The 23153-nt window shown below is 63.4% G+C and carries 24 protein-coding genes and 1 pseudogene; 18 read left to right on the forward strand and 7 right to left on the reverse strand.

Features of this window, described 5'->3' with window-relative positions:
• The first annotated feature begins 18 nt into the window (after window positions 1–18).
• From LPW39_RS14455 to LPW39_RS14475, 5 genes are all read left to right on the forward strand, one after another.
• Complete coding sequence (locus LPW39_RS14455) at window positions 19–996, forward strand: Bug family tripartite tricarboxylate transporter substrate binding protein (RefSeq protein WP_230776281.1); 978 nt, start codon at window positions 19–21, stop codon at window positions 994–996.
• Window positions 997–1011: 15 nt separating this feature from the next.
• Window positions 1012–2169: an acyl-CoA dehydrogenase family protein gene (locus LPW39_RS14460; protein WP_230776289.1), complete on the forward strand. Its 1158-nt coding sequence runs from the start codon at window positions 1012–1014 to the stop codon at window positions 2167–2169.
• A gap of 16 nt (window positions 2170–2185) precedes the next feature.
• Window positions 2186–3217, forward strand: a complete 1032-nt coding sequence (locus LPW39_RS14465) for an acyl-CoA dehydrogenase (RefSeq protein WP_230776291.1) — start codon at window positions 2186–2188, stop codon at window positions 3215–3217.
• Window positions 3218–3299: 82 nt separating this feature from the next.
• A complete protein-coding gene (locus tag LPW39_RS14470; protein WP_230776293.1) occupies window positions 3300–4394 on the forward strand; it encodes an enoyl-CoA hydratase/isomerase family protein in 1095 nt (364 codons plus the stop codon).
• Between the two features lie 131 nt (window positions 4395–4525).
• Window positions 4526–6490, forward strand: coding sequence for an oleate hydratase (locus LPW39_RS14475; protein ID WP_230776295.1), 1965 nt, complete (start codon window positions 4526–4528; stop codon window positions 6488–6490).
• A gap of 90 nt (window positions 6491–6580) precedes the next feature.
• Here LPW39_RS14475 and LPW39_RS14480 read toward each other — a convergent pair whose 3' ends face one another.
• The 3 genes from LPW39_RS14480 to smpB form a co-directional block, all read right to left on the reverse strand.
• Window positions 6581–6991 (reverse strand): COG4315 family predicted lipoprotein, encoded by a 411-nt coding sequence (locus LPW39_RS14480; protein ID WP_407928847.1) that lies wholly within the window; start codon window positions 6989–6991, stop codon window positions 6581–6583.
• An 89-nt stretch (window positions 6992–7080) separates the two neighbouring features.
• Window positions 7081–7458: a DUF4259 domain-containing protein gene (locus LPW39_RS14485; RefSeq protein ID WP_230776298.1), complete on the reverse strand. Its 378-nt coding sequence runs from the start codon at window positions 7456–7458 to the stop codon at window positions 7081–7083.
• A gap of 84 nt (window positions 7459–7542) precedes the next feature.
• Window positions 7543–8016, reverse strand: coding sequence for an SsrA-binding protein SmpB (gene smpB / locus LPW39_RS14490; protein WP_021027262.1), 474 nt, complete (start codon window positions 8014–8016; stop codon window positions 7543–7545).
• A gap of 137 nt (window positions 8017–8153) precedes the next feature.
• On the opposite strand from smpB, the gene LPW39_RS14495 reads away from it, so the two are divergent.
• Window positions 8154–8594, forward strand: a complete 441-nt coding sequence (locus LPW39_RS14495; RefSeq protein ID WP_230776300.1) for a type II toxin-antitoxin system RatA family toxin — start codon at window positions 8154–8156, stop codon at window positions 8592–8594.
• Window positions 8587–8943 carry an RnfH family protein gene (locus LPW39_RS14500; RefSeq protein ID WP_407928848.1) on the forward strand — a complete coding sequence of 119 codons (357 nt, stop codon included), beginning with the start codon at window positions 8587–8589 and terminating at the stop codon, window positions 8941–8943. The genes LPW39_RS14495 and LPW39_RS14500 overlap by 8 nt, the downstream gene beginning before the upstream one ends.
• Window positions 8944–9008: 65 nt before the next feature.
• Here the strand turns inward: LPW39_RS14500 and LPW39_RS14505 are convergent, their stop codons facing one another.
• Window positions 9009–9569 carry a DUF4124 domain-containing protein gene (locus tag LPW39_RS14505; protein ID WP_230776302.1) on the reverse strand — a complete coding sequence of 187 codons (561 nt, stop codon included), beginning with the start codon at window positions 9567–9569 and terminating at the stop codon, window positions 9009–9011.
• Window positions 9570–9713: 144 nt separating this feature from the next.
• On the opposite strand from LPW39_RS14505, the gene guaB reads away from it, so the two are divergent.
• The 6 genes and pseudogenes from guaB to LPW39_RS14535 all read left to right on the forward strand — a co-directional run.
• A complete protein-coding gene (gene guaB, locus LPW39_RS14510) occupies window positions 9714–11189 on the forward strand; it encodes an IMP dehydrogenase (RefSeq protein ID WP_230776311.1) in 1476 nt (491 codons plus the stop codon).
• A gap of 59 nt (window positions 11190–11248) precedes the next feature.
• Complete coding sequence (locus tag LPW39_RS14515) at window positions 11249–11707, forward strand: DIP1984 family protein (protein ID WP_230776312.1); 459 nt, start codon at window positions 11249–11251, stop codon at window positions 11705–11707.
• A 380-nt stretch (window positions 11708–12087) separates the two neighbouring features.
• Window positions 12088–12348 carry a type II toxin-antitoxin system Phd/YefM family antitoxin gene (locus tag LPW39_RS14520; RefSeq protein ID WP_230777299.1) on the forward strand — a complete coding sequence of 87 codons (261 nt, stop codon included), beginning with the start codon at window positions 12088–12090 and terminating at the stop codon, window positions 12346–12348.
• Window positions 12345–12791, forward strand: coding sequence for a type II toxin-antitoxin system VapC family toxin (locus LPW39_RS14525; protein ID WP_133858776.1), 447 nt, complete (start codon window positions 12345–12347; stop codon window positions 12789–12791). The genes LPW39_RS14520 and LPW39_RS14525 overlap by 4 nt, the downstream gene beginning before the upstream one ends.
• 45 nt (window positions 12792–12836) lie before the next feature.
• A complete protein-coding gene (gene guaA / locus LPW39_RS14530; RefSeq protein ID WP_230776319.1) occupies window positions 12837–14453 on the forward strand; it encodes a glutamine-hydrolyzing GMP synthase in 1617 nt (538 codons plus the stop codon).
• Between the two features lie 163 nt (window positions 14454–14616).
• Window positions 14617–15057, forward strand: a pseudogene (locus LPW39_RS14535) (LysR substrate-binding domain-containing protein); the annotation flags it as partial.
• 169 nt (window positions 15058–15226) lie between these two features.
• On the opposite strand, the gene LPW39_RS14540 reads toward LPW39_RS14535, so the two are convergent.
• Complete coding sequence (locus tag LPW39_RS14540) at window positions 15227–15985, reverse strand: sulfite exporter TauE/SafE family protein (protein ID WP_230776328.1); 759 nt, start codon at window positions 15983–15985, stop codon at window positions 15227–15229.
• A 60-nt stretch (window positions 15986–16045) separates the two neighbouring features.
• On the opposite strand from LPW39_RS14540, the gene LPW39_RS14545 reads away from it, so the two are divergent.
• The gene (locus LPW39_RS14545; RefSeq protein WP_230776330.1) at window positions 16046–17377 is read left to right on the forward strand and encodes an aminotransferase-like domain-containing protein; all 1332 of its coding nucleotides are present in this window, start codon (window positions 16046–16048) and stop codon (window positions 17375–17377) included.
• Here LPW39_RS14545 and LPW39_RS14550 read toward each other — a convergent pair.
• Window positions 17374–18318, reverse strand: a complete 945-nt coding sequence (locus LPW39_RS14550) for a GlxA family transcriptional regulator (protein WP_230776331.1) — start codon at window positions 18316–18318, stop codon at window positions 17374–17376. The two genes, LPW39_RS14545 and LPW39_RS14550, sit on opposite strands and share 4 nt — an antisense overlap.
• 118 nt (window positions 18319–18436) lie before the next feature.
• Here LPW39_RS14550 and LPW39_RS14555 point away from each other — a divergent pair, with 118 nt between their 5' ends.
• A complete protein-coding gene (locus LPW39_RS14555) occupies window positions 18437–19237 on the forward strand; it encodes an SDR family NAD(P)-dependent oxidoreductase (protein WP_230776333.1) in 801 nt (266 codons plus the stop codon).
• Between the two features lie 21 nt (window positions 19238–19258).
• On the forward strand, window positions 19259–20392 hold the full coding sequence (locus tag LPW39_RS14560; protein ID WP_230776335.1) for a thiolase family protein: 1134 nt from the start codon (window positions 19259–19261) through the stop codon (window positions 20390–20392).
• Between the two features lie 424 nt (window positions 20393–20816).
• On the opposite strand, the gene LPW39_RS14565 is transcribed toward LPW39_RS14560, so the two are convergent.
• On the reverse strand, window positions 20817–21560 hold the full coding sequence (locus LPW39_RS14565) for a GntR family transcriptional regulator (protein ID WP_230776337.1): 744 nt from the start codon (window positions 21558–21560) through the stop codon (window positions 20817–20819).
• A gap of 132 nt (window positions 21561–21692) precedes the next feature.
• Between LPW39_RS14565 and LPW39_RS14570 the strand changes: the two genes are divergently transcribed.
• Together LPW39_RS14570 and LPW39_RS14575 are read left to right on the forward strand one after the other, a co-directional pair.
• Window positions 21693–22619, forward strand: a complete 927-nt coding sequence (locus LPW39_RS14570) for a VOC family protein (RefSeq protein WP_230776339.1) — start codon at window positions 21693–21695, stop codon at window positions 22617–22619.
• 54 nt (window positions 22620–22673) lie between these two features.
• On the forward strand, window positions 22674–23132 hold the full coding sequence (locus LPW39_RS14575; RefSeq protein ID WP_230776348.1) for a carboxymuconolactone decarboxylase family protein: 459 nt from the start codon (window positions 22674–22676) through the stop codon (window positions 23130–23132).
• Window positions 23133–23153 lie beyond the last annotated feature (21 nt).

Here is a 23153-nt window from a genome sequence, read left to right on the forward strand (position 1 = left end):
CCAATACAGGAGACAAAGATGCAATATGGTTTTGTACGTCGTCCGGCCCTGCTCGCGTTGGCGCTGGTGGCTGTTTGTGGGGCTGCGCAGGCGCAGGACCCCTGGCCCAGCAAGCCGATCACCCTGGTCGTGCCGTTCCCGCCTGGTGGGCCCACCGACATGGTGGCGCGGGTGCTGGCACAGCAAGTGGGCCAGCAGCTGGGGCAGACGGTCATTGTCGACAACCGGCCTGGTGCCAATGGCAATATCGGCAATGCGCTGGTGGCCAAGGCCGCCGCCGATGGCTACACGGTGCTCTACAACACCTCGTCGATTGCGCTCAGCCCCTCGCTGTACAAAAAGCTCAGCTATGACGTGGCCAAGGACCTGCGCCCGGTGGCTTTGACGGCCGTGGTGCCGCTGGGCTTGGTGGTCAACCCCAAGGTGCCTGCCAACACCGTGCAAGAGCTGGTGAAGTACGCGCAGGACAACAAGGGTAAGCTCTCTTACGGCTCGGCCGGCAATGGCAATGTGACTCACCTGGCTGCCTTCCAGGTGGTGCAGCACTACCGCATGGACGCCGCCCATGTGCCCTACAAAGGCAGTGCGCCAGCCGATGTGGACCTGGTGGCCGGCCAGATCGAGTTCATGACCGACACCATCAACTCGGTGGCGCCCTTTATCAAGGACGGCAAGCTCAAGCTGCTGGCCGTCAGCACCGCCCAGCGCATTCCGAACTTTCCGGACGCACCCACCCTGGCCGAAAGCGGCATGACCGGCTTTGAGGCCGGTGCCTGGCAGGGCGTGATGGTGCCCGCCAAGACGCCCGATGCCGTGGTGCAGCGCCTCAACGCCGAGCTGATGAAAGCTTTGAAGGACCCCGGCGTGCTGGAAAAGCTGCGCGTGCAGGGCACCGAACCACTGGGCTCTACCCCGCAGGCCTATGGCGACTATATCCAGAGCGAAATCAAGCGCTGGGCTGGCGTGGTCAAGAGCACGGGTGTGTCCCTGGATTGAACGAAAGCAAAGACGATGACGATTCTCAACGGACTGGCCCTGACGCGCATCCCGCCTGAAGGCGAGGCGCTGCGCGCGGAGGTGCGTGGATTTTTGCAAGAGGCGGTCAAAGACATGCCCGCCCATATCCGCGCCAAATCCTGGAGCGGCTATGACCCGGCCTTCAGCCGCAAGCTGGGCGAGAAGGGCTGGCTGGGCATGACCTTCCCCAAGGCCTATGGCGGCCATGAGCAGGGTGCTTTTGCGCGCTATGTGGTGGTCGAGGAGCTGCTGAATTTTGGCGCGCCGGTGGGCTCGCACTGGATTGCCGAGCGCCAGAGCGCGCCGCTCATCCTGAAGTACGGCACCGAGGCGCAGAGGCAGCGCTATGTGCCGCCGGTGGCACGGGGCGAGAGCTTTTTCTGCATTGGCATGAGCGAGCCCAATGCCGGCTCCGACCTGGCCAGCGTGCGCACGCGCGCCGTGCCCAATGATGATGGCTGGCTGCTCAATGGCCAGAAGATCTGGACCACCAACGCCCAACACTGCCAGTACATGATTGCGCTGGTGCGCACCTCGGGCGAGACGGCCGACCGCCACAAAGGCCTGTCGCAACTGATCGTGGACCTGAGCCTTCCCGGCGTTACCGTGCGGCCCATCGAGGACATGTCGGGCGACCGCCATTTCTGCGAGGTGTTTTTTGACAATGTGCAGCTCGCCCCCGATGCGCTGGTGGGCGCCGAAGGGCAGGGCTGGGAGCAGGTCACCGCCGAGCTGGCTTTTGAGCGCAGCGGCCCTGAGCGCCTGTTCTCGTCAGTGGTGCTGTTGGACCAGTGGCTGGCCTTTTTGCGCAGTCAGGCGGCGCCACGCGCCGAATCGCTGAAGCTGGCCGGCCAGATCCTGACGCGCCTGGCACCCTTGCGTGCGCTGTCGGTGGCGGTTCAAGAGAAGCTGGTGCAAGGTCAGAGCCCCATCGTCGAGGCCGCCCTGGTCAAGGACCAGGGCACGGTGCTGGAGCAGTACATTCCAGCCGCGATTGCCGATGACCTGATGGCGCTGGATGGCGAGGCCGTGCCACACGAACTGCTGCTGACCCTGAACTACCTCACACTCGTCTCGCCCTGCTACACGCTGCGCGGCGGTACCCGCAGCATTTTGCGCGGCATGATCGCACGCGGCCTGGGCCTGCGTTGAGCGCAAGGAGAAGAACATGGACCATTTGATTACCGAGGCCCTGCGCGATCTGCTGACTGGCCAATGCACGCCCGCCGTGGTGCGCGCGATCGAGAGCGAGGCGGCAGCAAGTGCTGGGCCATCACCGGCTGCTGCGGCGCTGTGGCAGCAGATTGAAGACACCGGCTTTGCCGACCTGCTGCTGTCCGAGGCCGCTGGCGGCGCAGGCCTGGCCTTGCGCGATGCCTTTGGCGTCTGGGATGTGCTGGGCCAGCATGCGATGCCGCTGCCACTGGCAGACACCATGCTGGCGCGGGCCTGGCTGTCGGCCGCAGGCGTGGCAGTGCCGCAGGGCGCCATTGCCCTGGCGCCGCAACTGGCCGCCGCCGATGGGGGGTTGCGGGCCAGCGGTGTGCGCGGTGCCCGCGTGGCGCAGTGGGTGCTGGGTCAGCAGGGTGCTGATCTGTTGCTGCTGCCGGTGGCTGGCGCGCAGACTAGTGCCAGCATTTTTGTGCTGGATGCGGATCTGTACTGGCCTGAAGCAGCGCTGGCCTCGGCCACGCGGGTGCCGGCTGCCGCCTCCTTGCTGGTCGCGCAGGCCGGGCTGGTGTCGGCCTTGCTCGCGGGCAGCTTGTTGACGGTGTTTGAAAGTACCTTGAACTTTGCCAACGAGCGCCAGCAGTTTGGCCGCCCGATTGGCAAGTTCCAGGCGATCCAGCATGAGCTGGCGGTGATGGCCGAGCATGTGAGCGCGGCGCGCATGGCCGCGCAGATTGCCTGCGAGGCCGATGGTGTGGTGGCGGACCCGCTGAAGGTGGCGGTAGGAAAGGCACGCAGCAGCGAGGCCGCCGTCGAGGTGGCATCGCTCGCGCACTCCATCCACGGCGCGATCGGCTTTACCACCGAGTTTGACCTGCAGCTCTACACCCGCCGCCTGCACCTGTGGCGCCAGACGGCCGGCAGCGAAGCCTATTGGCAGCTGCAGGCGGGCCAAGCATTGTTGGCAGCCGATGGCCTGGCGCTGTCTGTGATCCGCCAGATCACAGACAGCAGCGCGCCCGTAGCCTGATTTGGCACCTGATTGACCGCAGCCCGCGCCGTTTTTCGGCTATGGTGGCGGTTGTTTTCAGAAGAACAAGGAGTCAAATCTTATGTCGGTCTACACCGAAGATGTGCAAAGCGAAGTGCGTGGCCAGCTGGGCTTTATCACGCTCAACCGGCCCAAGGCGCTGAACGCGCTGTCGCTGGCCATGGTGCGCGAGCTGCGTGATGTGCTGCTGCGTTGGCAGCAGGACGACAAGGTGTTGGCCGTCGCGATACGGGGCAGCAACAAGGAGGGCGTGTTTGGCGCCTTCTGCGCTGGCGGCGATATCCGCTTTCTGCATGCGGCTGGCATGGCCGGCAACCCCGAGCTGGAGGATTTCTTCACCGAGGAATATGCGCTCAACCACCTCATCCACCATTTTGGCAAGCCCTATATCGCCTTCATGGATGGCATCGTGATGGGTGGCGGCATGGGCATCAGCCAGGGCGGCAGCCTTCGCATCGTCACCGAGCGTACCAAGATGGCCATGCCCGAGACCGCCATTGGCCTGTTCCCCGATGTGGGCGGCGGCTATTTTCTGTCGCGCTGCCCCGGCCATGTGGGCGAGTACCTGGGCCTGACCGGCCAGATGATTGGCGCGGCCGATGCACTGGCCTACCGGCTGGCCGATGGCTACCTGCCCAGCGCGCAGCAGCAGGCGTTGTGGGACGGGTTGGCCACTGGCAGCTTTGCCAGCGGTGATGCCGTGCAGGCCTTTGCCAAAGCCGCCTTGGCGCCCGCGCCAGAGCGTGCAGCCAATCCCGATACGGAGATCGCGCAGTACTTTGGCCTGGCCGATGTGCCAGCCATCATCGCCGCGCTGGAGGCCGGCAGCAGCGACTTTGCCCGGGCCACCGCCGAGACCTTGCGCAAGCGCTCGCCGCTGATGCTGTTTGTGGTGCTGGAGCAGATCCGTCGTGCGCGCGGCATAAGCCTGGCCGACGACCTGCGCATGGAGCGCGACATGGTGCGCCACTGCTTCTACCTGCGCCCTGATCGCAAGAGCGAAACCTTGGAAGGCATCCGCGCGCTGGCAGTGGACAAGGACCACCACCCGCAGTGGAGCCCCGCCCGCATTGAAGAGGTGAGCCTGCAGGAAGTGGCGCAGATGTTTGTCAGCCCCTGGCCGGTAGAGGCGCACCCGCTGCTGGCGCTGAACTAAGCCATCATGGCCTCCGAGCCAGACAAGGGCCTGCGTGAATACGTAGGCCCTTGCCGTCTGTCAGAAGGTGCTTGCAGTGGCTGTGCTATACCTGCGCATGTGATCCTCAGGTATCCATGAAAGGCAAGACCATGACGCATGCAGACTCCCAGGCCTCCTCGATCCGCGTGGAAGCCAATATCGGCGAAGGCTTTTGGCGCAAGGGCCCCCAAGACAGCCTGCCACCACCGGACATGGTGGGTGCCTATATGCGCAACCGGCCGGTGCTGGGCGCGCCGGTAGCGGGGCGCAAGGCCTGGATCATTGGCAGCGGCATTGCCGGCCTGGCTGCCGCCTTCTACATGATCCGCGACGGCGGCATGGCCGGCGAAGACATCACGATCCTGGATACCTTGGACGTGACCGGCGGCTCGCTCGATGGCGCGGGCAACGCTGAGCAGGGCTACATCGTGCGCGGCGGCCGCGAGATGAACTGGAACTACGACAACTTCTGGGACCTGTTCCAGGACGTGCCGGCGCTGGAGCTGCCCGAGGGCTACAGCGTGCTCGACGAGTACCGCTTCGTCAACGACAACGACCCCAACTGGTCCAAGGCCCGGCTGATGCACCAGCAGGGCAAGATCCGCGATTTCTCCACCTTGGGCCTGACCAAGGCGCACCAGTGGGAGATCGTCAAGCTGCTGCTCAAGCGCAAGGAGGAGCTGGACGACATCAGCATCGAATCCTATTTCAGCAAGAGCTTTCTGGAGACCAATTTCTGGTACCTGTGGCGTTCGATGTTCGCGTTCGAGAACTGGCAAAGCCTGCTGGAGATGAAGCTCTACATGCACCGCTTTCTCGATGCCATCGATGGCCTGACCGACATGTCGGCGCTGGTGTTTCCCAAGTACAACCAGTACGACAGCTTTGTCGTACCGCTGACGCGCATGCTCAAGGACAAGGGCGTGAAGGTGCAGTTCAACACCCGCGCCTATGACCTGGATATGCGCGAGGAAGCGGACAGCCGCACGGTCACCGCGATCCGCTGCAAATCGGCAGGCCAGGAGGTTCAGATTGACGTCGGCCCCAACGACGTGGTGTTTGCGCTGACCGGCTCGATGACCGAGGGCACGGCCTATGGCGATCTGGATACAGTGCCGGTGCTGGCGCGTGGCAATGAGGAGCCGGGCGATGACAGCGACTGGACCCTGTGGAAACGCCTGGCGGCCAAGTCGCCGGTGTTTGGTCGGCCCGAAAAGTTCTATGGCGATGTGAAGGGCTCAATGTGGGAGTCGGCCACGTTGACCTGCAAACCCTCGCCACTGATCGACAAGCTCAAGGAACTGTCGGTCAACGATCCCTACTCGGGCAAGACGGTGACCGGCGGCATCATCACCTTCACCGATTCGAACTGGGTGATGAGCTTTACCTGCAACCGCCAGCCGCACTTCCCCGACCAGCCTGGCGATGTGCTGGTGCTTTGGGTGTATGCGCTGCTGATGGACCAAAAGGGCAACCATGTGCCCAAGACCATGCCCCAATGCACGGGCCGCGAGATTCTGGCCGAGCTGTGCTACCACCTGGGCATCGCTGACCAGGTCGATGCCGTGGCGGCCAACACCAAGGTGCGCCTGGCCTTGATGCCTTACATCACCGCGCAGTTCATGCCGCGCGCTGCCGGCGATAGGCCCCATGTGGTGCCCGAGGGCTGTACCAACCTGGCCTTGCTGGGCCAGTTTGTCGAGACCAGCAATGACGTCATCTTCACGATGGAGAGCTCGGTGCGCACGGCGCGCATCGGCGTCTACACCCTGCTGGGCCTGCCCAAGCAAGTGTCCGACATCAGCCCCACGCAGTACGACATCCGCAACATCATCAAGGGCGCGCGGGCGCTGAACGGCAACCAGCCCTTTGTTGGCGAGCGTCTGCTGCACCGGGTGCTGGGCAAGACCTATTTCGCGCATATCCTGCCGCCGCTGCCCGACAACGACGAGACCCTGCGCGAGCGTGCTGAGTCAGAGCTGGCACAGCTGCTGGGCAAGGGCGGCCAGGCGTTCGGCAAGCTGTCGGCCTGGCTGGAGCGCTACAGCAGCAATCTGCGCGACAAGTCCAAATAGGCACCGCGCTGGGCAGTGCGCCCCAACGCAAAGAGGTGGCCGCAGGGCCACCTCTTGTTGTTTGCGCTCAGGGTTAAGGGCGCTAACCGATCAAGGCTTGGCCAGCTTCCACACGCCGCCTCCCATGCCATCGCCACGCTTGTCACCCGCCTGGCTGTCCTTGGCAAAGTAGTACAGCGGCCAGCCCTTGTAGGCCCACTGCTGGGTGTTGTCGGTGCGGGTGATGATGCTGAAATCACCAATCGGCTTGGCGCCTGGAGCCACGCCCAGTGGCGGCCAGTTGGTGGCGCACTGCTGGTAGCAGGTGGATGCACCGCTGCCAGCGGTGTCTTTGGTGAAGGTGTAGAGCGTGCGGCCATCGGGGCCGACGAGCACGCCATCGGCGGAGCGCACCGGGGTGCTGGCGTCCGCTTCTTTCTGGCCCATGTGGTGCATGGAGCCACAGGCAGTCAAAAGAACGGCGGACAGCGGTATGGCCAGTACAGCAAGCTTGGAGAACATAGACAGCACCCTGGTTGGTTGTAGGTGCTCACCAATATAGTGCGCGCTGCTGAGGGGCCATGTCAGACGGACACCCTATATCGCAGCCCTCAGCGTTTGGCCTCGGCGCTGGCGGCGGCCAGTTTCAGCATGCGGTCAAAGGTGGCGACCAGCGTTTCGCGGCGGTCCTGGCGGTAGTCCTCATCCGGGTCCAGTTCGTCGATGCTGCCGTCCCACTCGCGCAAATAGCTTTGCTTCCACTGCTGCAGCTCTTGCAGATCAGGCCAGCGCGGCGCCATGCCGTTTTCTGCCATCACGCAGAGCAGCTCGATGCGGCACGGCACGATATCGCCGTCCCATTCATCGGCCTGCATGCTGTCGGGCGATGCCATCGCTTCCTGGATCTCTGCAATCAGCTGGCCGGTGGTGTCGGCGAGCCAGTCCAGTGCTGCGTCGTTGTCAAAATTGCCGTGTGACCAAGTTCCCATGCGGATCTCGCTACCAGTGGTTAAAGCAAAACAGGGCCAGCAGCGATGGTGGCCCCATGACGGTTGCGCGGAGATTGTAGCCGATCAGCGGTTGTGCACCTTCATCGCGCGCTCGACCTCGCGCTTGCCTTCGCGGTCCTTGATCACGTCGCGCTTGTCGTGCTCTGCCTTGCCCTTGGCCAGCGCGATATCGCATTTGGCCAGGCCGTTTTTCCAGTGCAGGTTGATGGGGACCAGAGTGTAGCCCTTTTGCTCGACCTTGCCGATCAGGCGCTTGATCTCGTCCTTCTTCATCAGGAGCTTCTTGATGCGCGCAGCATCGGGGCTCACGTGGGTGGAGGCGGTTTTGAGCGGGTTGATCTGGCAGCCCATCAGAAAGAGCTCACCGTTCTTGACCAGCACATAGCCATCGGTCAGCTGGGCCTTGCCCTCGCGCAGCGCCTTGACTTCCCAGCCGTGCAGCACCATGCCCGCTTCGAAGCGTTCCTCAAAGAAATAGTTGAATGCAGCCTTCTTGTTATCGGCAATGCGGCTGTTGGTGTTGTTCGTCTTCGACATAATTGCAATATTAGGGGCAAAACGGCTTTCCCAAGTCCATAGGGCTGCTGGAGGCCGTGCTTTTTGTTCTGGTTTATGATTTTATGAATGTTTCGGGCGGCAGCCGGTTTGCTGCTGCGGCCCTCTCTCCTGTCTGCATGAAAACTGTCAACAAGTCCGTCCTGATCTGGTACAGCCCCCAGGAGATGTTCGATCTCGTGGCCGATGTGCCGCGCTACCCCGATTTTCTGCCCTGGTGCGACCATGCCCGCGTGATCGAGCAGCACGACGACGGCGTGACCGCCGAGGTGGGTATTGCACTGGCCGGCATCAAAAAATCCTTTGTCACCCGCAACACCTACGAGCCGGGCAAGCGCCTGCAAATGGCCCTGGTCAAGGGCCCGTTCTCGCAGTTGCAGGGCGATTGGCGCTTTGAGCCGGTGGGTGACGGCAGCCAGCGCGCCTGCAAGGTATCCCTGAGCCTGAGCTACGGCTTTGACAGCATGGCGCTGGCCGCCGTGGTCGGCCCCATTTTTGACAAGATTGCCGCAACGATGATGGATGCCTTTATTCAGCGGGCCGAGAAGATCTATGGCTGATACCGCAGCGGGCGCAGCGCTGATGCAGATCGAGGTGGTCTGGGCCCACAACGGCCAGACGCACACCGTGCAACTGCAGCTGCCGACCGGTGCCAGCCTGGCGCAGGCCCTGGCAGCGGCTGGCCAGCAGAGCGGCCAGGTGTTTGCCGATGCGCAGGATGCCGGCATCTGGGGCCGGGTACGGCCCCGCAGCCAGTTGCTGGCCGATGGTGACCGGGTGGAGCTGTACGAAGCCCTCAAGGTCGACCCCAAGAAAGCCCGCCGTGAGCGATTTGCCAGGCAGGGCGCGCGCGGCACCGGCCTGTTTGCCAGGCGCAGGCCGCAGGCCAAGGCCGGTTACGGCGCCTGACTGCAACCACCACACCATGAAAAAAGCCAAGCATCTGCTTGGCTTTTTGGCGAGTAGGGGGCGGATCAGCAGTTGTTGAAGATCACGTCATCGGTGCGCTTGATCTCGGCGGCACGCTGCTCTGCACTCTGGAACACCATCTCGCCATTTTCATTGGGTGCGCGCACGGCCTTGCCGGTGTCGTACATGGCCTTGGCCTGCTGGGCGCGTTTGCAGTTGTCCGCCTTGGCGGCTGCCTGCTTGGCTTTTTCAGCAGCTTCGGCATCGGCCTTCGCTTTGGCGTCGGCGGCCTTCTTGGCCTCCAGCTCCTTGTCCTTGCCGGTGGCGGCCTTGGCCGCAGCAGTGGGAGCCGGCGCCGCCGGTGCCGCTGCGCCATCGCTGGCCTCGCCATCCTGCGGGGCGGGGGCTACATCGCGCAGTGCAGGGCCGGTGCCCGAGGACTGCACGCCCTTGAGTGCGCCATAGCCCTTGGGGCGCTTGACGATGTTTTTCTCTGGCACGTCCAGCCCTGGTGGTCGATCGCTGAAGACCTTGCGGCCATCTTTGTCGATCCATTGCCACTGGGCCATGGCGGGAGCGCCAATGCCAAGGGCTACCGTGAGCAGGAGCAGCTTGATGAGTTTCATAGAAGGCGAGTGTAGCCTGCCGATTGTCAGTGGCCGATGAAGTTGTTGGTTAGAGATAACAACCTGGAGTTGAGGGGATGTCATAGGCATGCCCTGCAAGCTGCTTACAAAAGACGGTAGAATCCTTTTTTTGGAGCCTTCACAATGCGCCTGATCGGAAAAGCGCTCACCTTCGACGATGTGTTGCTGGTGCCCGCATACTCCCAAGTCCTGCCCAAGGACGTCTCTCTCGCCACCCAATTTTCCCGCAATATCCGCCTGAACCTGCCCCTGGTGTCTGCCGCCATGGACACGGTGACGGAAGCCAGACTGGCGATTGCCATCGCCCAAGAGGGCGGTATTGGTGTGATCCACAAGAACATGACCGCCGAGCAGCAGGCTGCCGAGGTCTCCAAGGTCAAGCGCCATGAATCGGGCGTCGTGCACGACCCGGTGGTCATCACGCCGGAGCACACTGTGCTGCAGATCATGCAGCTGTCCGACGAACGCGGCATCTCCGGCTTCCCCGTCTGCGACGGCGGCAAGGTGGTTGGTATCGTGACCAGCCGCGATCTGCGCTTCGAGACCCGCTACGACGTCAAGGCGCGCGACATCATGACGCCGCGCGAGAAGCTGGTGACCGTCAACGAAAAAGACGACACCACGCCCGCCGCTGCCAAGGCCTTGCTCAACAAGCACAAGCTCGAGCGCATTCTGGTGGTGAACGATGCCTTTGAACTCAAGGGCCTGATCACCGTCAAGGACATCACCAAGCAAACCACCTTCCCCAATGCCGCCCGTGACCGTGCTGGCCGTCTGCGCGTCGCTGCAGCCGTGGGTGTGGGCGCTGGTACCGAAGAGCGTGTGGACCTGCTGGTCAAGGCCGGTGTGGACGCCCTCGTGGTGGACACCGCCCACGGCCACAGCCGTGGCGTGATCGAGCGCGTGCGCTGGGTCAAGCAAAACTACCCCCAGGTCGATGTGATTGGCGGCAATATCGCCACCGGCGCAGCAGCGCTGGCGCTGGTCGAAGCGGGCGCTGATGCCGTCAAGGTCGGTATCGGCCCTGGCTCCATCTGCACCACCCGAATCGTGGCCGGTGTGGGCGTGCCCCAGATCATGGCTGTCGACAGCGTGGCCCAGGCCCTGCAAGGCACCGGCGTGCCCTTGATCGCTGATGGCGGTATCCGCTTCTCTGGCGATATCTCCAAGGCACTGGCCGCTGGCGCATCCACCATCATGATGGGCGGCATGTTTGCGGGTACTGAAGAAGCCCCTGGCGAAGTGATCCTCTACCAAGGCCGCTCGTACAAGAGCTACCGTGGCATGGGCTCGATCGGTGCGATGCAGCAAGGCTCGGCCGACCGTTACTTCCAGGAATCGAGCACCGGCAACCCCAATGCCGACAAGCTGGTGCCCGAGGGCATTGAAGGCCGCGTGCCTTACAAGGGCTCGATGGTTGCCATCGTCTACCAAATGGCAGGCGGCGTGCGCGCATCCATGGGCTACTGCGGTTGCGCATCGATTGCCGAGATGAACGAGAAGGCCGAGTTTGTGGAAATCACCGCAGCCGGCATCCGTGAATCGCACGTGCATGATGTGCAGATCACCAAGGAAGCGCCGAACTACCGCGCTGACTGATGGTCCTGAGAATGGCTGCCGCTGGCAGCCATTCTTTTAACTCCTTCCAAGGAATGCCGATGAAGCTTGCCGAAGCCCTGTTGCTCCGCGCCGACCACAAGAAAAAGCTGCTCTCCTTGCGCGAGCGCATTGCGCGCAATGCCATCGTGCAAGAGGGCGAGCAGCCCAAGGAGCGGGTCGAAGACCTGCTGGCCGAGGCCACCTCGACCTTGCTGGCGCAGCAGCAGCTGGTGCGCGCCATCAACACCGCCAATGAGACGGCCCGCCTGGCCGATGGCCGCTTACTGGCCGACATCTTGGCTGAGCGCGATACCCTCGTCGCCCAGCATTCGCTGCTGGTCGCCACCATCGCCGCCACGCACAAGGATGTGGACCGCTACAGCCAGCGCGAGATCAAATGGCTGCCGCAGATCAACGTGGCGAGCTTGCAAAAGCAGGCCGATGACCTGTCGCGCCGCATCCGCGAGAGCAATGTGGTGCTGCAATCGGCCAATTGGCAGGTCGATGTGGCGGCATAGCCGTTCACCGACAACAAAGGATCACATCTATTTTTTTTGGAGCGCCACGGGCGAGTGCAAAGACCCCGGCCGGGAGCCAGGGGGTTGAAAACATACTGGGTCCCTCTGGATGCGCGGAGGGCAGCGCAAACGTGCTCAATACACGGCTTACCCATCAGCCCGTAACCACGCACTCGGTACCTTTGACAGCGTATACCTCACTACCTTGCACTGACGCGGCGCTCCTCCCTCTTGTGACAACAGCCCTTGCTGCGCTGTCGCGCCACAACAGGCCACAGCCAAAACCCCTTCAATTCTGGTCTGCTGGCATAAAACTGGTCTGAATGATAGAATCTGGTCTGAATTGATGTTCAGGCCAGATTTTTTTGTCACCCACTTTCATGCACAGCGTCGGTATCTACGAAGCCAAAACCCGTTTTTCTGCTCTGGTCGAGTTGGTCGAGCAGGGCGAGGAAGTGCGCATCACGCGCCACGGCAAAGAAGTGGTGCGCATGCTGCCGATGCGGCGCAAGCCGGTGATCACCGACGAACAGATTGCCCGTGAGCTGGCGCAGATCGAAGCCTTGCAGGCCAGCATCGCGCCGCCTCCCGAGGCAGATTCGGTGCCCCAGTTGCGCCGCCGCGGCAGGAGCGCTGCATGAGCGCCGCCTTCAGCGCCTTTGTGCTCGATGCCTCGGTCACCGCAGCCTGGCTGCTTCCCGAGGCGGCGAGCAGCCATACCCAGCGCCTCTATGCCCGCATTCGCCGCCATGAGGTGGACCCGCAAGCGCCCAACCTCTGGTTCTGGGAATGCAGCAACTTGGTCGCTACCGGTGCCAACAGCGGCCGTATTCCGCTGAGCAGTGTTGAAGGCCTCTGGGGCGTGCTTGATGCCATACGCCACCGGGTAGAGCTGCATGAGCTGGCACCCGCCCAGCACAAGGCCGTGCTGGATGTGGCCCTGGCCACTGGCCTGCCGGTCTACGATGCCGCCTACCTGTGGCTGGCGCAGTCGCTGCGCCTGCCGCTGGCCAGTTTTGATGCCGCGCAAGTGGCTGCAGCGCGTCAATGCGGAATCACCGTGCTGGCCGCCGACGATTTTTGACCTGTCCAACCCGTTTTTTCTCCATCCAAACCCAACGATCCTGCTATGCAACACGACAAGATCCTCATCCTTGACTTTGGCTCCCAAGTCACCCAACTGATCGCCCGCCGCGTGCGCGAAGCCCATGTCTACTGCGAAGTGCATCCCTGCGATGTGAGCAGCGACTGGGTGCGCGAGTTTGCCGCTGACGGCAAGCTCAAGGGCGTGATCCTGTCCGGCAGCCATGCCAGCGTCTACGAAGTGGACGACCGCGCACCGGATGCCGTGTTCGAGCTGGGCATTCCCGTGCTGGGCATCTGCTACGGCATGCAGACCATGGCCACCCAGCTGGGCGGCAAGGTCGAAGGCTCCAACAGCCGCGAGTTTGGCTATGCCGAAGTGCGCGCCCATGGCCACACCGAACTGCTCAAGGGCATCGAGGACTTCGTCACCCCCGAAGGCCACGGCATGCTCAAGGTCTGGATGAGCCACGGCGACAAGGTCACCGAGCTGCCACCAGGCTTCAAGGTCATGGCATCGACGCCATCCTGCCCGATCGCCGGCATGGCCGATGAAGCCCGCCGCTACTACGCGGTGCAGTTCCACCCCGAGGTAACGCACACCGTGCAAGGCCAGGCCTTGCTCAACCGCTTCGTGCTCGACATCTGCGCCACCCAGGCCGACTGGATCATGGGCGACTACATCGAAGAAGCGGTGGCCAAGATCCGCGAGCAGGTCGGTGACGAAGAGGTGATTCTGGGCCTGTCCGGCGGTGTGGATTCGTCCGTCGCTGCCGCGCTGATCCACCGCGCCATTGGCGACCAGCTGACCTGCGTGTTTGTGGACCACGGCCTGCTGCGCCTCAACGAAGGCGACATGGTCATGGAGATGTTCGAAGGCAAGCTCCATGCCAAGGTCATCCGCGTGGATGCCTCGGACCTGTTCCTGGGCAAGCTCGCCGGTGTGAGCGATCCTGAAGCCAAGCGCAAGATCATCGGCGGCCTGTTTGTCGACGTGTTCAAGGCCGAAGCTGCCAAGCTCAAGGCTGGCGACGGCGGCCACAAGGGCGCCACCTTCCTGGCCCAGGGCACCATCTACCCCGACGTGATCGAGTCGGGCGGTGCCAAGAGCAAGAAGGCCGTCACCATCAAGAGCCACCACAACGTGGGCGGCCTGCCAGAGCAACTGGGCCTGAAGCTGCTCGAGCCGCTGCGTGACCTGTTCAAGGACGAAGTGCGCGAGTTGGGCGTGGCCCTGGGCCTGCCCCGTGGCATGGTCTACCGCCATCCGTTCCCCGGCCCGGGCCTGGGTGTGCGTATCCTCGGTGAAGTGAAAAAGGAATACGCCGACCTGCTGCGCCGCGCCGACGCCATCTTCATCGAAGAGCTGAACAACTGGGTGGACGACGCCACCGGCAAGACCTGGTACGACCTGACCAGCCAGGCCTTCACCGTCTTCCTGCCGGTCAAGAGCGTAGGCGTCATGGGCGATGGCCGCACGTACGACTACGTCGTGGCGCTGCGCGCCGTGCAGACCAGTGACTTCATGACCGCCGACTGGGCCGAACTGCCTTATGGCCTGCTCAAGCGCGTGTCGAACCGGATCATCAATGAAGTGCGCGGGATCAATCGCGTTACTTATGATGTGTCGAGCAAGCCGCCTGCGACGATCGAGTGGGAGTGAAACAGCATCGTCTCACGCTGCGTCAAACAGGCTTGAAAACACGGAAATTCCAAATGCAATAAAGGCTTAGGCGTCTCTGGGTGTCTCACCCAGTTTGCCTAAGCCTGCGCATTTGGCGGTTGACGTGACGCTGTCTTTTGCGGCGGAAAATCACATGAGATGCTTTGGCAAGCAATGCAGCCGCGTCGAGCGCAGCGGCGCACTCCTGTGGGAAGAAGCGCTGGTTTGGGTTTACGCAGCGGATCAGCCCTTGGCTGCCGGCGAACCCCTGCCGCTGGCTGTCTTCCCCGAGCCGTGCGTGTACCGCGAGTCGGCAGTCGCTGCGCTGGGTCGGACGGATCGCGCCTGGCGAATCGTGTTCGAGAGCAGCAGTATGGCTGGCTGCCTTTCGGCGGCGCGTGCAGGCTTTGCGGTCACCGTCATCGCCGACAGCCAGCGTATCGAAGGCTTGCGTGTGCTGGATCGCGACGATGGCCTGCCCGAGCTGCCGATGGCGCGCTTCTATGCCTTTGCGGGCAAGGACAGCCCTGCCGGATCGTCACTGATCGAGGCCGCGCGGCGTGCTGGCCAGAGCCGGTTTGCTTCGCGTGGGCTTCGGGACTGATGAACGCGGAGGCGGCCTCAGCGCGCCGCGATTGCCCTGCTGTGCCAAGCCGATAACCTCGGCCAATCCTTTCAGAGGGGGGGCAGTCCCGGGTAAAGGCCAGAGGCCTGCAGCCTACGGTAGCCGTCGCATCGGTGGCCGGACTCAAAGATACCGGGAAGCGGCACAGTCAGTGCCAATACCCGGAGACACCATCCCACAGCAGCTTAGCCGCTGTGAGCACCAGCAAGCCATAGCAGGCCTTGTACAGCTGGCGCTGATCCAAGCTGGCATGCAGACGCCAGCCGAGCCGCACCCCTGCGGGAATCGCTGGGAGACAGATCGCCATCAGGATCCAGACATTGCGCGCTGGCGGAGCTATGGCCAGCCATGGCACAGCTTTGATGAGGTTGCCCACCGTGAAGAATATGCTGGTGGTGCCCGCGTAGACCTGCGTGCTCAGCCCCAGCGGCAGCAGGTACATGGCCAGGGGAGGCCCGCCTGAATGCGCAACCATGGTCGTGATACCCGACGCCACGCCGGCCGCCACGGCCTTGGGCGATGAGCGTGGCTGCACCACGACCGTGCCACCGCGCAGAAACCAGAGTCCCACAAAGACCAGCGTGATGATGGCCATCAGGATGGCGATCGCGCGGTGATCCAGCATCTGGAACAGCAGATAGCCAGTCCCGATACCGGCCACCAGCCCCGGTACCAGCATCAGCAGATCGGGCTTTGACCAGGTAGACGGCTTCCAGTAGCGCAGGCCGTACAGATCCATCGCGATGAACAGCGGCGCCAGCAGGCCGCCTGCCATGACTGGATCCATCACAAGCGACAGCAAGGGGATACCGATGATGGCAAAGCCGCCGCCAAACGCGCCTTTCATGAAGCAGATCAAAAAGACACCGGCAAAGCTGACGAGGATGGTGGTGGCAGTGAGTTCCATGCCGGCATCCTAGGGATAATTGTCAGTACAATCAAATTATTGTCATAGATACAATTTCGTATGCCGCAAGCGCGCTACAAGCAACTGGTGGACCGGCTTGCTGACGACATCCGGCAAGGGCGGTTGAGGCCCGGAACGGTGCTGCCACCCCATCGCAAGCTGGCGGCTGTGGAGGGCATTTCCCTGGCTACGGCGACGCGCGTCTATGCCGAACTACAGGCCATGGGGCTGGTCGCTGGTGAGGTGGGCCGCGGCACCTTTGTTCGCGAGCCCATCTCCATGGGTGGGGAGGTTGCGATGCATGCGGCCAGCGACGATCTGGTGGATCTGACGTTCAACTATCCAGCCTTGCCCACGCAGACGGAGATGTTGCGCACGGCGCTCAAGCAGCTTGCCTCGGCAGGTGAATTGGAGTCGGTTCTGCGCTACCAGCCGCACGGAGGCCGTCCCCACGAGCGGGCCATCGTGGCCGAGCACCTGAAGAGCCGAGGCCTGTTGGTGTCTGCCGATGCCGTGCTCATCGTCAGTGGTGCCATCCACGGGCTCGCCACGGCGGCCATGTCCTTGCTGCAACCGGGCGACGTGGTGGCCGTGGATGCCTTGAGCTACCCCGGCATCAAGGTCGTGGCCGAGCAGTGTCGGCTGGAACTGGTTGCCATCCCGCTAAGCGGCGCTGGCCCCGACCTGGATGCACTGCAAGCGTTGTGCCGTACCCGGAAGGTGCGTGCGATGTACTGCATGCCCACGCTGCATAACCCATTGGGTTGGGTCATGACGGTGAATCAGCGTCTGGCGCTGATAGAAGTGGCCCGGCGCCATGGCCTGCTGCTGCTGGAGGACGGCACCTATGCCTTTCTGGAAAAGCAGGCGCCACCACCGCTGGCTGCGATGGCGCCCGACATAACCGTCTACGTCTCCAGCCTGTCCAAGAGCGTGGCGGCAGGCTTGCGTTTCGGATTCATATGCGCGCCCGTTGCCTTCGTTCCCAGGATCAGCCGCGCCATACGTGCCACGGTCTGGAATACGCCCACTCTCGTGACTTCTCTGTGCTGCAACTGGTTGCAGGACGGCACCGTGGCGCGGCTGGAGCAGGAAAAGCGCCGCGATGCCGGCGCGCGTCAGGCCATCGCGGCCAAGGCGCTCGCAGGATTGAGGACCATCCGCCATCCGGCGTCGTACTTTGTCTGGCTGCCCATGCCTGATGAAGTGCGGGCGGATGCCGTTGCCATGCGGCTTGAACGCGAAGGCATCTTGGTATCGACTGCAGCGCCCTATGCCGTGGGGGGCCAGCCTCCGCATGCCATTCGGCTGGCCCTGGGCTCCATCTCCCATGCCAGGCTGAAGCTGGCCTTGGAGGCCGTTGCCCGTGCAGTGGCCAGTCTCAGCTATTAGGCCGGTGGGGCGATCCGCGCTTCACGCCGCACAGCCTGTGGCGGCATGCCGAAGCCGCGCAGGAAGGCCTCGCGCATATGGCGTCGGTCGCGAAAACCCGTTTCCCTCGCTACGACTTCAAGGGGATGCCGGCTGCCTTCGATCATCAGCCGCGCGGCCTCGAGCCGCAGTCCTTCCACAGCCTTGGCGGGTGACTGGCCGGTCTCTGCGGTGAAGACGCGGCTGAACTGGCGCGGGCTCAGGCTGGCGGCTTCGGCCAGCGCTTCTACGCTCAATGGTTGCGCCAGGTTGCGCCGCGCATGTTCCAGCGCCTGCTGGATGCGGTCGGACTTTGGCGCGAGCTTGAGCATCTCGGAATGCTGTGATTGCCCGCCCGAGCGGCGTTGGTGCATGACCAAGCGGTGTGCCACGGTGCGCGCAATGTCGGCACCGAGATCTTTCTCGACGAGGGCGAGGGCCAAATCCATTTCTGCCGTCATGCCCGCTGACGTCCACACCGGTCCATCGGCAATGTAGATGCGGTCGGCCTCGACCTGGATGTGGGGATAGCGCTCCTGCAGCACTTCAGCCCAGTACCAGTGCGTCGTGGCGCGACGCCCGTCGAGCAGACCCGCCTCGGCCAGAATGAAGGCACCCGTGCACAAGCCCGCGATGCGCCGCGCGCGCACGGCGATCTTGCTCAGCAGCCGGATCAATTCGGGGGCCGAAGGCATGGGCTTGATGGTGCCTGCTACCAGCCACGTATCAGCACTGCGGTGCGCGCTGAGCGGCTTGGCTTGCAGCACCAGGCCTGTCGATGCGCGTGCCGATCCGTCCAGCGCATAGGTTTCCACGGCATAGAAGGGCTGGCCCACCAGCAGATTGGCCAGCTCGAACACGGCCTGGGTGGCCAGCGCCATGACCTGAAAGCCTTCGGGCAGTATGTAGCCAATGCGGTGCATAGAAGGTGTCCTTGGGATATGTCCTTTTTCATAACTATATACGTCATTTACGACATTGTCTGCATAGCGGAACATTCATGCCATGGACAGCATCTCTCAACCCTCCAGGAGTTTCACCATGGCACAGACCCATCTCGGCACCGCCCTCGTCACCGGCGCATCCAGCGGAATCGGTGCACTGTACGCGCAGCGACTCGCGCAGCGCGGCTACGACCTGATCCTTGTCGCCCGCAACCGCGAACGGCTGAATGCGCTGGCGAGCGACATCAGCGCCCGCACAGGCCGCGCGGTGGAAGTGCTGCCCGCTGACCTGAACGACCGTACCGCCCTTGCGCAGGTCGAGGCGAAGCTGCGCCAGGACGCCAGCATCACCCTGCTGGTGAACAACGCGGGCATCGGCACGCACACGCCGTTGCTGCAGAGCGACGTGGAACAGATGACCCGCATGGTCGAATTGAACGTCACCGCACCTATGCGGCTGGCCTATGCCGCCGTGCCGGGCTTCGTGGACCGTGGACACGGAGCGATCATCAATATCGCATCCATCGTCGCCATCTCGCCGGAGACTTTGAATGGGGTGTACGGCGGCAGCAAGGCCTTCTTGCTGGCCTTCAGCCAGTCGCTGCAGCATGAGCTGGCCGACAAGGGCGTGCAGGTGCAGGCGGTTCTGCCTGGTGCCACTGCCACCGATTTCTGGGCTATTGGCGGGTTACCGGTCGAGCATCTGGATCAGCGCATCGTCATGCGCACCGAGGATCTGGTCGATGCCGCGCTGCTGGGCTTCGAGCGCGGCGAGAAGGTCACCATTCCCTCGCTGCATGCCGGCGAGAAATGGGATGCGTACGAGGCCGCACGCCAGGCGATGGCAGGCCAACTGTCCAGCAGTGCCGTCGCGCCCCGCTATGCCGCCGTGCACTGACCACTGCAAGGAGCTTCCACCATGAAAGCCGTCATCACCGCTTATGCGCGCTCGCCATTCCACTTTGCCCGCAAGGGCCGTCTTGCCGAAGTGCGGCCCGACACGCTGGCCGCGCAGGTCGTGCAGGGCCTGCTCCGGCGCACCGATCTGGATCCCGTGCTGCTGGAGGACGTGATACTCGGCTGCGCCTACCCGGAAGCCGCGCAGGGCAACAACCTGGCGCGCATCGTCGGCCTGCTGGCCGGCCTGCCCCAGGCCGTGGGCGGCATGACGGTGAACCGCTTCTGCGGCTCGTCGATGCAGGCAGTGCACATCGCAGCGGCGCAGATCGAGGCTGGCATGGGCGATGCTTTCCTGTGCGTGGGTGTAGAGTCGATGACGATGGTGCCGCAGGGCGGATTCAACTTCTCGCCCAATCCAGAGCTGCAGCCGAAGAGCGATGCCTACATCTCCATGGGAGAGACGGCGGAGAACGTGGCACAGCGCTGGAACGTGAACCGTGCCGACCAGGAGCTGCTCGCACTGCAGTCACACCAGAAAGCCGCAACTGCCCGCGACCAAGGCTTGCTGGCCGAGGAGATCGTGCCCATCCGGTTGCCCGATGGCGAGGTGGTGGAGGCCGACGGTTGCATCCGCCCCGGTACCACCTTGGAGGCGCTGGCGGAGCTTAAGCCGGCCTTCCGGGCCGATGGCGTGGTCACGGCGGGCACTTCGTCGCCGCTGACCGATGGGGCGGCAGCGCTGCTGGTCACCAGCGACGACTTTGCCGAACGCCACGGCCTGCAGATGCTGGCGCGCATCCGCAGCTTTGCCACTGTGGGGGTGGACCCGGCCATCATGGGCATCGGCCCGATCCCGGCCACGCGCAAGGCACTGGCGCGCGCCGGCCTTGCCGTCGCCGACCTGGACGTCGTGGAAATCAACGAGGCCTTCTCATCGCAGGCCCTGGCTTGCATCCGCGACTTGGGCCTGGACATGGCGACCGTGAACATCGACGGCGGAGGCCTGGCCATCGGCCACCCGCTGGGCGCCACCGGCGCGCGCATCACCGGCAAGGCTGCGGCCCTGCTGGCGCGCCAGCAAGGACGCTACGCGCTGGCCACCCAATGCATAGGCGGGGGGCAGGGCATCGCTACGGTGCTGGAGAGAGCTTGAATGATGACTACGCCAACTTCCATGGCCATCTCGCCGGTCGGCTCCACGCACAGCTACTGAGCGGCCCTTTGCTGGCCATGCTCGCCGGGCTGTGCTGGGGATGGTGTCCGCGCGCGCCATCCTGCCGGCCTTGCCGTGCATGACGTCCGATCTCGGCGCCGGCACCGGCGACACCAGAACGGTGCTGTAGCGCTCCTTACTGGTCTTCGCGGTCGGCAGTTGTTCGCCGGGCAGGTATCGATCGTTGGGGCCACCGTGCCGCGCGTGGGGCAGGCGATATTTGGGGCGCGGGTTACGCGGGAAGCCACTACTGCCCGGAGACCGGTGGCTGCGGGCGGCCAGCCGGCTTGATGCATGGCAGGCACATCGGCAGAGTTTTGTAGCCCGCACCGCGCTCGGTCGGTCACGACGTTGATCCGTGCCTTTATCTGGCCCTCGAAGGGCGGACCTCTTTGCTGCCTGTGGCACGACCGGCTGACGCTTGCCATGGCACCACCGCGCGCTGTACGTTCTCAGCCGTTCGGCGGATGTGCGCTTCCAAAATGGCTGCGGCTTTGTCTGCATCCCGGGCCAGGGTCGCCTCATACAACTGCAGGTGCTCACCGGGCACCTTCTTGTCGCGCGGTGCCAGGGTGAGGAACAGGCGCCGATAGCGGTCACTCAGGTCATGCAAGGTGTTGCAGAACTTCAGCAGCAGCGGCATGCTGCAGGCAGACAGCAGCGCCACATGGTAGTTGCGGTGTGCGGCTTCCCAGGCCTGTTGGGCTTGCGCGTCCAACGGGGCTGCCGCAACCCGGCCAAGCCGGTAGTGAGCGGCTACCAGGGCCTCTTCCCATTGATCGTCGCCTAGCCGAATCGATTCGCGGATGGCGGTGGTCTCTGCCATGCAGCGCAGGCGGATGAGCTCGTCCAGGTTTTCCGCAGATACAGGGGCGACGTGAAAGCCGCGCTGCCCTGCGGCTACGACCAGGCCCTCTGCAGCAAGGCCTGCCAACGCCTCACGCAGGGGGCTGAAACTGATGCCGAAGCGGGCCTTCAGCGCGCTCAGGTGCAGACGCTCACCCGGTGCAATATCACCGTTCAGTATGGCCATGCGCAAGCGGGCAGCCAGGGAGTTGGCCAAGGTGCTGCCTTCGCCCTCCGTCTTCAACAGGTACAAGCTATCCATGGAACTCCTCAGGCCAAGAACGATCGCATTCTATCAATACCGATACGTATGGAAACTATCGTTATCTAGAAAAATGTCGAGAAATACATAAAATATCGATAATAATTTTCAGCAATCGAAGGAGGAGTTGTGATGCAAATCGTTGGATTGAACACTGTGGTTTACGGCGTGGACGACTTCGATGTCGCCCGCCGTTACTGGACCGATTTCGGGCTGCAGCTCGTGATGGATGCGCCCGACCAGGTCATCTTCTGTACCCCTGAGGGCTCGCAAGTACATATGCGGCACCTCGCAGACCCCATGCTTGCCCCCGCGCCAGTGGCGGGCCCTACGGTGCGGCAGGTGGTCTGGGGGGTGCAGGACCAGGCCGCGCTGGATGACATCGCGGCCGAGCTCGGCCAGGATGCCAGCACGCGTATCGATGACGCCGGACGGGTGCATGCCACCGACCCCGCCGGCCACGCCATTGCCTTTGAAGTCAGCGGTGTCGAGCCTCTGATGCAACCCCCAACTGTCTTCAATACGCCGGGCCATGCAATGCGCATCAATGCGGCGGCGCAAATCTATCCGCGTGCTTATCCCAGTCATATGAGCCATGTGGTGTTTGCGGTGCAAAACCTGCAGGAGACAGTGGCGTTCTACGAAAAGCGCCTGGGTTTTCGGGTCACCGATTCGTATACCGGCAGCGGCGTGTTTCTGCGCCCCGCCGGTTCGGCAGACCACCACAACCTGTTCCTGCTCCAGCGCGGTGATGCGGTGGGCTTCCACCATCTGGCATTCGATGTGCGCGATATCCATGAAGTCTTCGGCGGTGGTCTCTTCATGACGTCCCGTGGCTGGCAGACCCACATCGGTCCGGGCCGGCATCCGGTGTCCTCCGCCTACTTCTGGTACTTCAAAAACCCCTGCGGGGGCGCTGCTGAATACGACTTTGACGCGGATATCTGCGATGACCGCTGGGTGGCCAGGCAGTTTGTCCCCAGCGCTGAGGCTTTTGCGGAGTGGGCTTTTCCTGATGGCGTGCAGCGCTACCAGGGCATGCAAACCGGCAAGGCATGACGGCCGGCACCACGCTGGGTCCGCCTTTATCTCCATCATTGAAAGCAGTTGCATATGAACTCAAGTCTAGACACCGCCGCCCTCGCTAAATTTGCGGGCCTGGATTCACTCGCCTCACAAACAGCGATGTGCACCCATGCCCGCACCTACCGCGACTTGCTGGGCTTTTTGCCGCACCGGGTGGAATCCCGGCTGAACTTCACCGGGGGGCTGGATTCGCAAATGCTCAACCTGCAAGAGCGCATGCGCACCCATGCGATGAGCACACCCCACATCGATCCCAAGACCGTCCAGTTGATGCTGTTTGGCATGCTGCTGATGGATGGCAACGACGCTGCAGAAACCCATGCCATCGCTTCGCGCCGTGCGGGCGCTGACTGGCCAGAGCTGCAAGCAGTCATCAACCTGTGTTTTCTGTTCCGTGGCCTGCCGGCTGCTAACCGTGGTGCCGATATTCTGGTGCGCGTGGCCGGCCGGGAGAGCCGGGCAGCAGGGTCCGACGACGCCGTTTAGCAAGTTGGAGGTGGTGGCAAG

The organism is Comamonas koreensis (genome assembly GCF_021026195.1).
Classification (GTDB): domain Bacteria; phylum Pseudomonadota; class Gammaproteobacteria; order Burkholderiales; family Burkholderiaceae_C; genus Comamonas; species Comamonas koreensis.